Consider the following 14,439-nt stretch of genomic DNA (forward strand, 5'->3'; position numbering starts at 1 on the left):
CGCTGTGGACCCTAACGCGGCCCGATTCGAGGCGCTGGCCCCGGAGGTCATCGGGGCCGTGCGCCGCTACCTGGCCCGGCGCACCGATCCGGCCACCGCGGACGACGTGCTCTCCGAGACGCTGCTGATCTGCTGGCGGCGCATCGCCGACGTGCCGGACGAGCACCTGCCCTGGGCGTACGGCGTGGCCCGGCACTGCCTGGCGAACGCGGAACGCGCCGGCCGCCGCCGTCTGCGGCTGGCGGCCCGGATCGCCGTGCTCGACCCGCCCGCGGCCGTGGCACCCGCACCCGCGCTGCCTGATGAGGACCTGGCCGCCGCACTGTCCCGGCTTCGCGCCGAGGACGCCGAGCTGCTACGGCTGTCGGCGTGGGAGGACCTGACGCCGGCCCAGATCGCGGTGGTGCTGTCCGTCTCCCCGAACGCGGTCTCGATCCGCCTGCACCGGGCCAGACAGAAGCTCCGCGACGAACTCGGAAAGGCCGGCGCCGCCGCCGGACATGAACAGCCGGGAGAAGGGGGACGGCGATGACCGACGACGACGATCTGCGCGCGCGACTGCGGGGCGCGGACCCGGCGGCGGGGCTGTCACCCCTTCCTCCCGGCACGATCGACCGGCTCATGGAGGAAACGATGTCCCGTACCGAGGAGAAGACCGGCGTGCCGGTGCTGCTTGTGGCCGCGGCCGCGGTGGTGCTCGTCGTCGTCGGCGTCGCGGGGTGGCTGCTGGTGCGCCCCGGCGACTCGACCGACACGCTTACCGCGGCGGGCCCGGCCGCCGAAATAATCACGATCACCGCCACGGGGGTACGCGCGAAGTGTGTCGAACCGACCGCGGCGACGCTTGCCGAGCGGGCTGACTTCGCGTTCGCCGGCACGGTCACCGAGGTGACCGGTGACGTGGTGTCGGTGCGGGTGAGCGAGGTGTTCCGGGGCGCGGCGGCCGGCCAGGTGGAGATCGCGCAGACAAGCGGCGCCTCCGAGCAGCTGCTCGGGTCCGGCGGCTTCGAGACCGGCCGGGAGTACCTGGTGTCCTCGTCCGAGGGCGCGATGCTGATCTGCGGCTACAGCGGCGAGGCGGCGACCCCGGGCCTGCGCGAGATGTTCGAGACCGCGTTCTAGGGGCCGTATCGACGTGGCTTCCACGCGGTCACAGCCGCAGGCGGGGAGCTCTCCGCCTGCGGCAGTCCGCGGCTCAGCCCTTCGGCTGTTCCGCAGGCGCGTCGGTGACCGGCAGGCCGGCGTCCCGCCACTGCGCGAAGCCGCCGTCCACGTGCGCGACGTCCGAGTAGCCGTCCGCGGACAACGCCTCCGCCACCGGCCGGGACCCGTCGACGGAGCCGCACACCACCACGATCGGCGTGTCCACCGCCACCAGGCCGAACACCGCCTTCAGGTCGTTGCGGTCGGCGATCACCGCGCCGGGGATGGCGCCGTCCGCGGCCCGGCGGGGTGCGCTGCGCACGTCCACGAGCAGCGCGCCGCCTGCCACGCGCTTTCCGGCGTCGTCGGCGGTGATGAGTTCGGGTGTGGTCACGGGTTCTCCTCCGGTGGCGATCGGGCGACCGGGCAGCGTGGCCCACTGGGACCACGAGCCGGGGTACAGGACGGCGCCGGGCAGGCCGGCGATGGTGAGCGCGGCGATCTCGTGCGCGGCGGTGACGCCGGAGCCGCAGTAGACGCCGACCTCCCTACCGGGTTCGGCGCCGAGTGCGGCGAATCGGGCGGCCAGGTCCGCGGGGCTCCGGAACGTACCGTCGGGATTGAGGTTGTTGCTTGTGGGGGCGCTTACCGCGCCGGGGATGTGGCCCGGCTTCGGGTCGACGGACGCGACCTCGCCGCGGTAGCGCTCGGCCGCCCGCGCGTCGAGCAGCAGCCCGCCACCGGCGACGATCGCGGCCGCGCCGTCCGGCCCGGTGGACGGCGCCCGGCCCGAGGTGAGCGTGACGTCGCCGGGCGGGGGCCGCTCGTCGCCTGTGGCAAGCGGGAGGCCTGCCGCGTTCCAGGCGGCGAGCCCGCCGTCGAGCAGGTGCACGTCGGCGATCCCGGCCCAGCGCAGCAGCCACCAGGCGCGCGCGGCCGCGAGGTTGCCGTTGTCGTCGTAGGCCACGACCGTGTCGCCGTCGTTGATGCCCCAGCCGCGCGCTGCGGCCTGAAGCGCCTCCACTGACGGCAGCGGATGGCGGCCGAGCCCGTCCGCCGCGGGCGCGGCCAGCTCGGTGTCCAGGTCCGCGTAGACAGCGCCGGGGATGTGCCCGGCCCGGTATCCGTCGCGGCCGGGCGGGCCGCCGAGCCGCCAGCGGACGTCGAGCAGCCGCACGCCCTGCCGGCCGGCGAGGTCGGCGGCGGTGAGGAGGACTGTCATGTCAGAGCGCCTTTCCGGGGTTGAGGATGCCTGTGGGGTCGAAGATCTCCTTGATCCGGCGTTGCAGCGCGAGCACGTCCGGGCCGAGTTCGCGCTCCATCCAGGAGCGTTTGAGCGCGCCGACGCCGTGTTCCGCGGCGACCGTGCCACCGAGGTCGAGCGCGAGCGCGAAGATCCGGTCCGCGGCGCGGTGGGCGGCCGCCGGGTCGTCGCCGGTACGGATGATCGGGTGCAGGTTGCCGTCGGCCGCGTGCGCGAACACGTGGATGTCCGTGCCCGTCTCGGCCGCGATCCGGTGGACCTCGTCGAACGCCTCACCGAGCCGGGAGCGGGGCACCGCGATGTCCTCGATCAACACCGGGCCCTTCGCCTCGATGGCGGGGAGCGCGTCGCGCCGGGCCGCGGCCAGTGCGGCGGCCGTGTCCGGGTCGAGCGTGGTCCGCACGGACGTGGCGGTGCGGCCGAGCACGCCCGCGACCGCGTCGATCTCCTCGGCCGCGCCGAACCCGTCCGCCTGGACCAGCAGGAACGCGTCGCCGGTGCCCGCGTGGGCGGTGCCGCGCAGCGCGTCGATGGCGGCGAGCGTGCGGCCGTCGACAAGCTCCACAACTGACGGCCGCAGCCCGCCGGCCGCGAGCGCGATCGAGGCCTTCGCCGCGTCCGCGACAGTGGCGAAGTACGCGGCCGCGGTGGCGACCTGACGTGGCCTGGGCAGCAGCCGCAGCGTGGCGCCGACGACCACGCCGAGCGTCCCCTCCGAGCCGACGATCAGCGCGGTCAGGTCGAGGCCCGCGACACCCTTGACGGTCTGCCTGCCGACCCTGATCAGGCGGCCGTCCGCGAGCACCACGTCGAGCGCGAGCACGCTGTCCCGGGTGACGCCGTATCTCGTGGCACGCAGGCCGCCCGCGTTGGTGGCGATGTTGCCGCCGACCGTGCAGATGGCGACGCTTCCGGGATCCGGCGCGAAGAACAGGCCGTGCGCGGCGGCGGCGCGGTCGAGGTCCGCGGTGATCACGCCGGGTTCGACGCGTGCGATCGCGTCGACCGGGTCAAGGTGCAGGATCCGGTCCAGTCCGGACACGTCGAGCACGATCGTGCCGCTTCCGGCCGAGGCCGCGCCGGCCAGTCCGGTGCCGGCGCCGCGGGTGACGACAGGGGTGCCGTCGCGGTGGGCGGCGGCGAGCGTGTTCCGCACGTCGTCGACGGTCCGGGCCCGCACCACCCGCAGCGGCGCGCCGCCGGGCACCCAGCCGGAACGGTCGGTGCGGTAGTCGGGGAGGTCGTCCTCAGGCACTGATCCGCACCTCCGCGCCGCCCGCGGCCGGTCCCGCGCCGTTCCGGGCCGCGTCCGGGGCCGGACTGCCGGCGGACGGCGATCCAGTCGTCGTATCGCCAGTGCTCGGGCCGTCCTCGCCCCTCGTGCCACCGGGCGGCCCGTCGTCGATCACGGTCAACAGCTCGCCGACGGGGTACGTCGTGCCGCTCGACCAGCTCGTGCCGACAAGCCGCTGCAGCCGCGCGTTGACCGGGGTGGGCACGCCCAGTCGGCGGCCGCGAAGCACGATCTCGCCGTTGAGGTGGTCGGTCTCGCTCGACGCGCCGCGGGCATGGCTCTGCCAGGTGGAGAGGCGGCCCGGCGTGTGTCCCGGCACCGGCCGTACCACCAGACCGCTCAGCGGTTCGGCCGGCACGATCCCCTCGGCCGCGAACACCGCCGACGCCTCCGCGGTCAGCAACTCCCCCGCGCGCGCCTTGTCCGGGGCGCTTCCGGCAAGCAGGTCGAGTCCGTTGCGGACGTTGCCGAGCAGCTTGCGCGCCTTCCAGGCCGTGATGTCCGGGACGGACCGCGCGCCGTAGCCGGCCCGCCGCAGATCCTCGGCGAACCCGTCCGCCGCCGGGTCGGCCCGGTCCGGGTAGCGGCCGATCCAGACCACCCCGATGCGGGGGTACGACGGGCTGACCACCGCGCCCGGCGTCAGGTAGCTGGCCGCGACCGCGATCGTGACGCCGTAGACACGGGCGAACCGCCGCAATGCCAGCGCCTCGGTGTCCATCCCGTTCTGGAAGGTGAGGATCGGCAGGTCCGCCGTGACGCCGCCACCGGCCACCGGCTGCCACGCCCACTCGGCAAGCGCCGCGTCCGCGTCCTGGGCCTTCACGGCCAGCACCAGCACGTCGTCCGGGGTGAGGTGGACACCGGCCGGGCCGTCGACCGCGCGCGGGCGTACCGTGTCGATGCTGTCAGGTCTGTGGATTGTGAGCCCTTGGCCGCGGATCAGGGCGAGGTGCACGCCGCGGGCCACCAGGACCACGGGGATCCCGGCCAACTCCAGCTGGGCGGCGAGCAGCGCGCCGACCGCGCCCGCGCCGATGACCACATACCGCGTGCTCACGAGATGACCTCCTGACGGGCCGGCCCGGGGATCGCGTCGAGCAGGCGCCGGGTGTGTGCGGTGGACGGTGACGCGAAGACGGAGGCGGTCGGCCCGTGTTCGACCACGCGGCCCTCGTGCAGGACCGCGACGTGGTGGGACACCTGGGCGACCACCGCGAGGTCGTGCGAGACGAGCAGATAGCTGAGTCCGAGGTCACGTTGCAGGTCGGCGAGGAGGCGGAGGATCTGATCCTGGACGGACACGTCCAGCGCGGAGACCGGCTCGTCGAGGAGCAGCAGGTCCGGCCGCAGCGCGAGCGAGCGGGCAATGGCGACGCGCTGGCGCTGTCCGCCGGAGAGTTCGGCGGGGCGGCGGTCAAGCACGGTCTCCGGCAGGCCGACGCGGTCGATCAGGTCGCGGGCGGCGGCCCGGCGGGACGCGCGGTCGCCGACGCGGAACGACACCAGCGGCTCGGTGACGGTCTGCGCGACTGTGAACCGGGGGTCGAGTGACGAGTACGGGTTCTGGTGCACGAGCTGGAACCGGCGCCGCAACGGCCGCTGCCGCCGCCAGCCGAGCCCGGACAGGTCGACGCCGTCGAAGAGCACGCGGCCACTGTCCGGGCGTTCCAGCCCGAGCGCGATCCGCAGCGTGGTGGTCTTCCCGGACCCGGACTCGCCGACAAGCGCGAGCGTCTGCCCGCGCGGGACCGTGAGGCTTACGTCGTCGACCGCGCGCACGTCCTTGAAGGACTTGGTCACGTGCGCGATGGTGAGGATCGGCTCCGCGGACGGCACCGCCACGAACCGGGGCGTGACGCGCGGGACGGCCGCGACAAGCCGCCTGGTGTACGCCTCGCGCGGCCGGACCAGGATGTCGCCGGGCGCGCCCTGCTCGACCACCCGGCCCTCGTGCATGACCACGACCCGCCCCGCGCGCTCGGCGGCCACGGCCAGGTTGTGCGTGATGATCAGCAGGGCCAGGCCGCGCGCCGCGACAAGTCCGGTGAGGTGGTCCAGGATGCGTTTCTGCACAGTCACGTCGAGCGCGCTCGTCGGCTCGTCCGCGATGATCAGCTGGGGGTTCCCGGCAAGCGCGATCGCGATGAGCACGCGCTGGCGCAGGCCGCCGGAGAGCTCGTGCGGGTACTGCCGGGCGCGCCGCACCGGATCGTCCAGGCCGGCCGCCTCAAGCGCGGCGACCACCTCCAGGTCGACGGTGCGCCGGTCCAGGCCGGGGCGGCGGCGGACCGCCTCGGCGACCTGCGGGCCGATCCGCATGGTCGGGTTCAGGCCGACCATCGGGTCCTGGGGCACAAGCCCGGCGACCGTGCCGCGGATCGCCCGGAACGCGCGGTCGGAGCCGCCGGTCAGGTCGTGGCCGGCCACCTCGATCGTGCCGGCGGTGACCGACGCGGACGCGGGCAGCAGGCCGAGGAGCGCGGACGCGAGCGTGGTCTTGCCGGAGCCGGACTCGCCGACCACGGCCACCGTCTCGCCGGGCGCCACGGTCAGGTCGAGGTCGCTTACCGCTGTGGTCCGGTGGCGGCGCCGGCCGTACACGACTGACAGGCCCTTCACCTGTACGAGGCTCATCGCTGCAGCTCCTCGATGCTCCTTGAGATGTGGTTGAGGCTGAAGACGACGAGTCCGACGAAGAGCCCGGGGAGCAGGCTCAGCCACGGCGACGTGATCAGGTAGTTGCGGCCCTGGGAGATCAGCGTGCCCCACTCCGCGGCCGGGGGCGGCGCGCCGAAGCCGAGAAAGCTGAGCGCGGAGACGGCTAGGATCGCCACGCCGAAGTCGAGGACGGCGAGGACGAGGACGGGGCCCCACGAGTTCGGCAGGATGTGGCGGAGCAGCACCCGGGTCCAGGACGCGCCGCCCATCCGCGCGGCCTCCACGTACGGCAGCGTCTTGACCTTCAGCACCTCCGCGCGGGTGATCCGGGCGAAGCCGGGCACGATGCCGACCGCGACCGCGATCGCGGTGGGCACGATGCCGAAGCCGAGCGCGGTGACGATGGTCAGGGCCAGCAGCATGCGCGGGATCGCGAGCGTGACGTCCACCGCCCGCATCAGGACCGCGTCCGCCCAGCCGCCTGCGAAACCGGCCACGACACCGATCGCCAGGCCGGCGACGAGCGCGATGCCGACCGAGCCGAGCGTGGCCCGGATCGTCATCGTGGAGCCGTGCAGCACCCGGGTGAACAGGTCGCGGCCCAGCTCGTCAGTGCCGAACAGGTGGGTGCCGCTCGGGGACAGCAGCTTCTCGGCCGGGGACGTGGCGGTCGGGTCGTAGCCGGTGAACCACTGCGGGACGATCGCGGACACGATCACCAGCAGCACGAACAGCACCGCGACGATCAGGCCGGGGCGTCTCATCACGACACCCGCCGCGCATGGACGACCCGGGGGTCCAGCAGCGGGTGGATCAGGTCCACGATCAGGTTGATCGTCACGAACGCCACGGCCGCGACGAGCACTATCGCCTGCACCACGTGGACGTCCTGGGCCAGCACCGCCTCCTGCGCGAGCCGCCCGAGCCCGTCCCGGGTGAACACGGTCTCCGCCACCACCGCCTCCGCCACTGTGAAGCCGAGCAGCAGCCCCAGCAGCGTCAGCGCGGGCGGTGCCGCGTTGCGCAGCGCGTGCCGGGCCTGCACCGCGTTGCGGGACAGGCCCTTCGCGCGGGCGGTGGTCACGTACGGCTCCGCGAGCGTGTCGTCAAGGCTGCGGGTCAGCACCTGGGCGAGCAGCGCGGACGTGGGCGTGGCCATCATGACCGCCGGGAGGATCAGCGTGGCCGGCCCGTCCGAGCCGGTGGCCGGCAGCCAGCCCAGCGAGAACGCGAAGACCTGGATCAGCAGCAGCCCGATGAAGAACGGCGGGAACGAGACGCCGAGCGCGGGCAGTCGCCGCAGCAGCACCCGCGCCGGGCGCCACCTGACCCAGGCGGCCAGGTAGGCGAGCGTGACGCCGCCGGCCAGCGCGAACACGACGGCTGTGGCGCCGAGCGCGAGCGTGGCACCGGCCCGCTCGGCCAGCAGCTGCGACACCGGCACGTTCTTCGAGATGGAGTCGCCGAAGTCAAGGCGGACGAGCTGCCACAGCTGGTCGAGGTACTGCACGAGCACCGGCTTGTCCAGGCCGTACTGCGCCTGGAGCGTGGCGAGCTGCTCCGCACTGAGATCCTCCGGCCGCATGTCGCCGGCCGCAAGCAGCAGCTCGACCGGGTCGCTGGGCAGCAGGTAGAGGATCACGAACGTCACTGTGAACACGGCCCAGAGCACCGCGACCGCCTGCGCGAGCCGCCCGAGCAGATAGCGGGTCATCGGGACAGCCACAGGTCATTGGTGCGCAGGAACGCCTCGCTCGTGAACGAGAAGCCCTGCACCGCACGGGACAGCCCGGCCAGCTGCAGGCGCTCGTAGACCGGGAAGGACACGCCCTGCGCGACCAGGTACGCCTGGAGTTCCGCGTAGGCCGCCGCGCGCTTCTGCGGGTCGGTGGCCTGGAGCCCGGCCGCGAACAGCTCGCTCACCTTCGCCGCGGTCGCCGGGTCCTGGCTGTAGACGGCCGTGCCACCCTTGGTCACCTTCTGGTCGAGCACCGAGCCGAGCACGCTCGGGTCCGCCCGGGTGTAGTACGTGCTGGTGATGTCGAAGTCGCCCGCGGCGATCCGCTCGGTCCGCTGGGCGACCGTGACAACTGTCAGCTGGAGGTCGATTCCGGCCTTCTTGAGCTGGTCCTGGATGAGCTGGTCCCCGGCGAGCGCGACAGTGACCGGCGCGTGAAGCGTCAGCTTCCTGCCGTCCTTGTACCGGTATCCGTCCGGCCCTTTCGCCCACCCGGCCCGGTCGAGCAGCGCGGCCGCGCCGTCCGGGTCGTAGGCGAGCGCGGCGGACCCGTCAGTCCAGTACGGCGTGGTCGAGTTGTACGGCCCGGCCACGACCGGGTAGCCCGACCAGTAGATCGTGGACGCGTACGTACCCCTGTCGATCGACTTCTGCAGCGCCTGCCGGACGGCCAGATCGGCGAGCGGCCCGCCCTTCGTCACGTTCGGCACCAGGCCGCTGCTGATCCCCGGCAGCGGCCGCGACGTAATGGTGCCGCCGGTCGCCTCGATCAGCTTCTGGTCCGCCTCGGAGATCGGCTCCCGCGGCCAGGCGATGTCGACCGCGCCGCTGGTCAGGCTGCCGACCCGGACGCTGTCCTCCTTGATGTAGCTCGCCTCGATCGCGTCCAGGTACGCCGCGCCCTGGTTCTTCACGAGCGCGGACGGCCAGGCGTAGTCCGCCCGCTTGGTCAGCCGCGCCGACTTCGCCGCGGTGTAGCTCTCCAGCACGAACGGCCCGGACCCGATCACGTCGCCGGTGCAGCGCGCCTCAGGCGTCTTCTGATACGTCGCAGGCGACAGGATGGACAGCGTGGTCGTCGAGGTCGCCTGCAGGAAACCCGCGTTGGGCTGCTTGAACGTGACCGAGACCGTGTCCGGGTCGACCACTGTGGTCGTGTCGTACCCGGCCAGGTAGGTCAGCCCCAGCAGCGACTTCGGCCCGAGCGCGAACGTGCCGTCGAGCGCCGTCTTCACAGCTGTCGCATCAAGAGGCGTACCGTCACTGAACGTCACACCCGGCCGCAGGTCGAACGTGAACGCCTTCGCATCCTCGGACACCTTCCAGCCGGTCGCCAGCCACGGCACGATCTCGCCGGTCTCCGGGTCCTGGTCGGTGAGCGAGTCCGCGAACTGGCGGTTCAGCGACCGGCTCTCGATCCAGTACACCTGGTTCGGGTCGATGCAGCCCTGCTGGTCGTCCCAGAACGCGATCTTCAGCGTGCCGCCGGAGACCGGATCGCCGCCGGCCTGGGCCGCCGACGTGGCGCCGCCCGCGCAGGCGGACAGCCCGAGCAGGGCAACGAGCGAGAACGCCCCGAGGTGTCTCATGATGGTGCTCCTTCTATCGGGGTACGGCGGCCAGCGCACGGCGGCCGGCGATGAGCAGGGCGGCGTCCTCCTGCGGCGGGTGCACACGCGAGGCGAGCACGTCACGCAGATGCCGTTCCAGGGGGTGGTGGCGGGTCAGCGCCGGATTGCCGAGCGCCGCCACCGCGGTCTGCACGGCCGCGATCACCGCGCGGGTGACGAGCACCTTGGCGACCGGCACGCGCGCGATCGCGGCCGGGTCCCCGGCGTCGATCCGAGGAGCAAGACCGGTCAAGAGCTCCTCCGCGTGTACGAGCTGCGTCTCGATCTCCCCGGCCACGCTCTGGATCCGCTCGGTCGTGGCGATCGGGCGGCCAAGCGAACTCGGCACCCGCTCGTTCGCGAACTTGACGAAGAAGTCGCGGGCGGCCTGCGCGACGCCGAGGTAGAGCGCGGAGACGGCAAGCCCCGCGCTCTGCGTGGCGTTCTGCGGTGGCGTCCCGCGGAAGTTCTCCTCCGGGACCCGCACGTCCGTGTAGATCACGTCGTGCGTGCCGGACGCGCGCAGCCCGAGATGGTCCCAGGTGCGCACGATCTCGATGCCTGGCGCGTCCGCGGGCACGATCGCGTGCGCCAGCAGCGGCTCGTCGTCCTCGGTCGCGGCCCACACCAGGTGGTACGCCAGCCCCTCCACGCCCGTCGCGAATCCCTTGTGGCCGGTGAGCGACCAGCCGTCCGGGGTCCGCCGGATCGTCGTGGCCGGCAACCCACCGCGAGCCGGGGCACCCCACTCCGGTTCGGCGCGGATCGCGTTGAGAAGCACCGGCCGCTCCGCGGAGTCCGCGACGACCTGCGCGTAGAGCGCGTCCGGCCACCACGGCGCCGTCGCCTGCGCACGATGCTGCAGGAACGTCATAGCGGTCAGCAGCGCCACCGACGGGTCGCCCCGGCCGAGCGCCGCGAAGATCCGCACCGCGTCGGCCAGGCTGGTCCGTGCACCGACCTCCGCGTGCAGCAGCCCCGCCTCGAACACGGCGGTGATCCCGTCCACCGGGAAGTCGCCGCTGCGGTCGTAACGCTCCGCCGTCCCCGCAAGCCGCGCCGTAAGCTTCTCAAGCGTGGCGTCGTCGATCGTCACGACGTGACCAGGTCGTTCTCGAGCGGCGGCTGGGCCACCACCCGGCCCCGCTCGCCGGTGCGCTCGCGGTGCGCCAGCTCCTGACGGACCAGCGGCAGGATGTAGCGGCCGTAGTCGATCGCGTCGTTCAGGTTGTCGTAGCCGCGGATCGAGATCAGGTCCGCGCCCAGGTCGACGTAGTCGAGGATCGCGGCCGCCACCGTCTCGTAGCTGCCGACAAGCGCGGTCGACGCGCCCGCCGCACCGGTCGCGGTGGCCGTTGGCGTCCACAGTGCCCGGTCGTGCAGGTCCTTGCGGGCCGCTATCTCGAGCAGCCGCTGCGAGCCGACGTTCGCGGGCGCGCCGCCGCCGTCCCAGCGCCGGCGCGGACCGCCCGGGCCCTGCTTGAGGATGTCGAGCACGCGGTGCGCCTTCTCCCACGCCAGCGCGTCGGTCGGGGCCACGATCGGCCGGAACGTCACCCAGATGCGCGGGCTGTCGACACGGCCGGACCGGGTGGCTTCCTCCCGTACCCTCGAAATCTGGTGTTGGGTTTCTGTGAGGGGTTCGCCCCAGAGGCCGAAGATGTCGCCGAGCGCGCCACCGACCCGGTAGGCGTCGTCCGACGAGCCGCCGACGCTGATCGGGATGGTCCCGTTGACCGGCTTGACGTGGGAGACGAAATCCTCGAAGGAGTAGTAGTCGCCCGCATGGTCGAACGGCGTGCGCTCCGTCCAGGCGCGGCGCAGAATCCGGATGTACTCCTCCTGGCGCGCGTAGCGCTCGGTCTTGCTCAGCCGGTCCCCCTCGCGCGCCTGCTCCTTGTCACTGCCGCCCGCGATGAAGTGCACGACCGCCCGCCCACCGGAGACCTGATCGAGCGTGGCGAGCGCCTTCGCCGCCACGGTCGGGTACACCGTGTTCGGCCGGAGCGCGACAATCGGCTTGATCCGCTCCGTGTGCTGGGTGAGCGTGGCCGCGATCGTGAACGGATCATGGAACGACGAGCCGTAGGGCACGAGCGTGTAGTCGAAGCCGCCGTCCTCGAGCGTGCGTGCGTACCGGCGCAGGAACGCCGGGTCCACGGCCGGCTCAGCAAGGCCGTTCACCTCGTTGCTGGGATTGACGTTGATGGCGCTGATGAATTCAACCGTCATGGCGGAACCACTCCTGACGTGGACGACTGACCACGCAAAAGCCTACTTACCCGATGGGAATACATCCAACGACGGTTCCACAAGTCCACCGATCGCAGTCTCCGATCGGTCGCCCCAGCCGTCACTCACCCGCCGAGCCGGCGCCCGAGCTGCGAGCTCAACTCGACCGCCATCGGGTCTTGATGGGCCAGGAGGCATTCGGCCGCCAGATCGAGCTGCTCCCGTTCCGCGTCGGCTCGGCCCAGTGCGGCGGCCGCGTCCGCGGCGCCGACCCGGGCGAGCGCCTCGTTCCAGGTGTCGCCCAGCCCGTGGAACCGGCGGGCCGCCCGCAGATGAAACGCAGCGGCCTCGGGCCGGCGACCCATCGCGGCAAGCACCTCCGCCGTGCAGTGCCAGGCCAGCGCCTCACGGCTGGAGTCCCCGATCTCCTGTTGCAACGCCGCAGCACGCCGACAGTCATGTAGCGCCCCGACGGCGTCATCGAGCGCAAGCCGCACCAGCGCCGCTTCGATCAGCCACGCGCCCTCAAGGATCCGGTTGCGCAGCTCCGTCGCAATCACCAGCGCCTCCTCGATCGCGGTCCTCGCGCCGGTGACATCCCCACCCAGCCGCCGGGCCCGGGAGAGGAGCCAGAGCGCGTTACCGCGCATCGACTCGTCGCCCGCCTGCGCGAACAACCGCACCAGCACGCCGAGATCGGCCACCGCGGCCGGTAGATCGCCGGCCTCGATCCGAGCCTCTGCCAGATTGGAGCGACAGACGGCATTCCACCGCGCGTCACCGATGTCGATGAACCGGTTGGCGCCGCGCGTGAACAGGTCAACGGCCGTGACGAGGTCGCGGAGCCGCAGGCACACCAGCCCCAGCGCGTTGGTCGTCTCCGCGACGCCACGCGCGTCGCCGATCCGCTCGAACGTGTGCAACGCGTCCATGAACGAAGTCCGGGCCTCCCCATGGTCACCGTGCCGGAACAGGTACATCCCGCGGTTGCGCTCCGCGACTGCCACATAGAGTTCGATGCCGGTCCCGGCAGCGGCCCGGACCGCGATCTCCGACGTCTCCGCCCAGTCGTCGAAATGGAAGTAGCTCAGGTAGACGGCCCCGGCCGCAACGGCCAGAGCGAACGCGTGCAGCGGCAGACCGGAGGACTCGGCCAACCGGACACTCGACAGGATGCTCTGCCGCTCGGTGTCGAGCCAGGCCGACGCCGCATCCGCGGACTCGAATCGGGCCGGGCTCACCTCCTCGTCCAGCGGCGGCCGGGGCAGCAGGCGGTCGCCGCCGGAGACCAGGCGGGCGACGTTGTCCACCGACAGGGCATACCAGCCGACCAACCGCCCGATCGCACGCCGCCGGGCGTGGACGGGATCGCGAGCGTACGACTCGGCCCTCGCATAAGCGTGCAGCAGATCGTGCATCCGGTACCGGCCGGCGCTCGTCGCCTCGATCGTCGACGCTCCTGCGAGCACGTCGGCCAGGCGCCGGGCGTCACGCTCGCTCAGACCAGCGACCGCGGCTGCGGCGCCCACTCCGATCTCCGGCACCGGGTGCAGGCCGACCATCCGAAACAGCAGCGCCGCCGCCTCGGGCAGTTCGCGGTAGGACCATGCGAATGCGCTTCGGACGTCATCGCTCCCGGATCCGTCCTGGACCGTCAGCGCCTCCCATGCTCCGGTGGCGTCCCGGAGGTCCTCGACCAGTTCGGAGAGCGGCGTCGCCGGGCGGGTGGCGGCGCGGACGCCTGCGATGCGCAACGCGAGCGGAAGCTGAGCACACGACCGGGCCAGCCGGGCCAGATCCGCCGCCGAATCGTCCGGCCGGGCGGACCCGGTGATATGCCTAACCAGTGCGACAGCATCCGTCTCTGGCAGTGTGCCCAGCGGTACATGATCGATGCCCTCCCGGGCGGACAGACGCGCCATGCGGTCCCGGCTGGTGACCACGAACAGCGGCCCGGGCGCGCCGGGAAGCAACGGCCGGATCTGGTCGGCGCCCGCGGCGTTGTCGAGCAGGATCAGTATTCTGCTGCCGGCGATCCGGGACCGGAAAAGGCCGGCGCGATCCTCGACGTCGTCGGGGATCCGGCTCGGTGGCACTCCGAGTCCTTGTAACAGCCGGTCCAGTGCCCGTGCGGCGGGAAGCGGCCGATCCGGGCCGTAGCCGCGAAGGTTGACGACGAGTTCGCCATCGGGGAAACGCGGCCTGAGCGAATGCATCCAATGCACGGCAAGCGCGGTCTTACCCACGCCCGGTCCGCCCACGATGAGCAGCACGGGCAGTGGATCGCCCGTGCCGAGCCGGTTCAGTGCTCGGTCGAGCAGCGTGGACTCCCGGGCCCGGTCGGTGAACCCACGCACCGGCGCGGGCAGTTGCCGGGACGTCACCCGAGCGCTCTGCTGCTGTTCCGGCTGCGGGCTCAGGTAGAGGCCGTCCTGGAGCGCCATCGCCTGCACGACCGCGGCCAGCAGGGAGTCACGGTCGTACCCCGATGTCATGA

The 14,439-nt window shown here is 72.5% G+C and carries 12 protein-coding genes and 1 pseudogene; 2 read left to right on the forward strand and 11 right to left on the reverse strand.

The window, feature by feature from the left end:
* The first annotated feature begins 4 nt into the window (after positions 1 to 4).
* Positions 5 to 532, forward strand: coding sequence for an RNA polymerase sigma factor (locus ACIA8K_RS23585; protein ID WP_396062663.1), 528 nt, complete (start codon positions 5 to 7; stop codon positions 530 to 532).
* Positions 529 to 1,122: a hypothetical protein gene (locus ACIA8K_RS23590; RefSeq protein WP_396062665.1), complete on the forward strand. Its 594-nt coding sequence runs from the start codon at positions 529 to 531 to the stop codon at positions 1,120 to 1,122. Before ACIA8K_RS23585 ends, ACIA8K_RS23590 begins: the two co-directional genes overlap by 4 nt.
* Positions 1,123 to 1,195: 73 nt before the next feature.
* Here the strand turns inward: ACIA8K_RS23590 and ACIA8K_RS23595 are convergent, their stop codons facing one another.
* The 11 genes and pseudogenes from ACIA8K_RS23595 to ACIA8K_RS23645 form a co-directional block, all read right to left on the reverse strand.
* Positions 1,196 to 1,537, reverse strand: a complete 342-nt coding sequence (locus ACIA8K_RS23595; RefSeq protein ID WP_396062741.1) for a rhodanese-like domain-containing protein — start codon at positions 1,535 to 1,537, stop codon at positions 1,196 to 1,198.
* Positions 1,526 to 2,365, reverse strand: a pseudogene (locus tag ACIA8K_RS23600) (sulfurtransferase); the annotation flags it as partial. The gene ACIA8K_RS23595 and the pseudogene ACIA8K_RS23600, both read right to left, overlap by 12 nt.
* Before the next feature lies 1 nt (position 2,366).
* Positions 2,367 to 3,662, reverse strand: coding sequence for an FAD-binding oxidoreductase (locus ACIA8K_RS23605; RefSeq protein WP_396062667.1), 1,296 nt, complete (start codon positions 3,660 to 3,662; stop codon positions 2,367 to 2,369).
* On the reverse strand, positions 3,655 to 4,761 hold the full coding sequence (locus ACIA8K_RS23610; protein ID WP_396062669.1) for a ketopantoate reductase family protein: 1,107 nt from the start codon (positions 4,759 to 4,761) through the stop codon (positions 3,655 to 3,657). The genes ACIA8K_RS23605 and ACIA8K_RS23610 overlap by 8 nt, the downstream gene beginning before the upstream one ends.
* On the reverse strand, positions 4,758 to 6,338 hold the full coding sequence (locus ACIA8K_RS23615; protein ID WP_396062671.1) for a dipeptide ABC transporter ATP-binding protein: 1,581 nt from the start codon (positions 6,336 to 6,338) through the stop codon (positions 4,758 to 4,760). The genes ACIA8K_RS23610 and ACIA8K_RS23615 overlap by 4 nt, the downstream gene beginning before the upstream one ends.
* Positions 6,335 to 7,126: an ABC transporter permease gene (locus ACIA8K_RS23620; RefSeq protein ID WP_396062673.1), complete on the reverse strand. Its 792-nt coding sequence runs from the start codon at positions 7,124 to 7,126 to the stop codon at positions 6,335 to 6,337. The genes ACIA8K_RS23615 and ACIA8K_RS23620 overlap by 4 nt, the downstream gene beginning before the upstream one ends.
* Positions 7,126 to 8,076, reverse strand: a complete 951-nt coding sequence (locus tag ACIA8K_RS23625; RefSeq protein ID WP_396062675.1) for an ABC transporter permease — start codon at positions 8,074 to 8,076, stop codon at positions 7,126 to 7,128. Before ACIA8K_RS23625 ends, ACIA8K_RS23620 begins: the two co-directional genes overlap by 1 nt.
* A complete protein-coding gene (locus ACIA8K_RS23630; RefSeq protein WP_396062677.1) occupies positions 8,073 to 9,689 on the reverse strand; it encodes an ABC transporter substrate-binding protein in 1,617 nt (538 codons plus the stop codon). The genes ACIA8K_RS23625 and ACIA8K_RS23630 overlap by 4 nt, the downstream gene beginning before the upstream one ends.
* A gap of 13 nt (positions 9,690 to 9,702) precedes the next feature.
* The gene (locus ACIA8K_RS23635) at positions 9,703 to 10,806 is read right to left on the reverse strand and encodes an acyl-CoA dehydrogenase family protein (protein WP_396062679.1); all 1,104 of its coding nucleotides are present in this window, start codon (positions 10,804 to 10,806) and stop codon (positions 9,703 to 9,705) included.
* Entirely contained in the window at positions 10,803 to 11,942 is a 1,140-nt protein-coding gene (locus ACIA8K_RS23640) for an LLM class flavin-dependent oxidoreductase (RefSeq protein WP_396062681.1), read from the reverse strand. Before ACIA8K_RS23640 ends, ACIA8K_RS23635 begins: the two co-directional genes overlap by 4 nt.
* 125 nt (positions 11,943 to 12,067) lie before the next feature.
* On the reverse strand, positions 12,068 to 14,437 hold the full coding sequence (locus ACIA8K_RS23645; protein WP_396062683.1) for a tetratricopeptide repeat protein: 2,370 nt from the start codon (positions 14,435 to 14,437) through the stop codon (positions 12,068 to 12,070).
* Positions 14,438 to 14,439: the final 2 nt, after the last annotated feature.

This window comes from Catenuloplanes sp. NPDC051500 (assembly GCF_044454585.1).
Taxonomy (GTDB): Bacteria; Actinomycetota; Actinomycetes; order Mycobacteriales; family Micromonosporaceae; genus Catenuloplanes.

Excerpts from the sequence above, each read along its gene's own strand:
- ACIA8K_RS23590 (WP_396062665.1), top strand. The coding sequence starts at position 529 with ATGACCGACGACGACGATCTGCGCGCGCGACTGCGGGGCGCGGACCCG.
- ACIA8K_RS23615 (WP_396062671.1), bottom strand. The coding sequence starts at position 6,338 with ATGAGCCTCGTACAGGTGAAGGGCCTGTCAGTCGTGTACGGCCGGCGC.
- ACIA8K_RS23620 (WP_396062673.1), bottom strand. The coding sequence starts at position 7,126 with ATGAGACGCCCCGGCCTGATCGTCGCGGTGCTGTTCGTGCTGCTGGTG.
- ACIA8K_RS23625 (WP_396062675.1), bottom strand. The coding sequence starts at position 8,076 with ATGACCCGCTATCTGCTCGGGCGGCTCGCGCAGGCGGTCGCGGTGCTC.
- ACIA8K_RS23630 (WP_396062677.1), bottom strand. The coding sequence starts at position 9,689 with ATGAGACACCTCGGGGCGTTCTCGCTCGTTGCCCTGCTCGGGCTGTCC.
- ACIA8K_RS23640 (WP_396062681.1), bottom strand. The coding sequence starts at position 11,942 with ATGACGGTTGAATTCATCAGCGCCATCAACGTCAATCCCAGCAACGAG.
- ACIA8K_RS23645 (WP_396062683.1), bottom strand. The coding sequence starts at position 14,437 with ATGACATCGGGGTACGACCGTGACTCCCTGCTGGCCGCGGTCGTGCAG.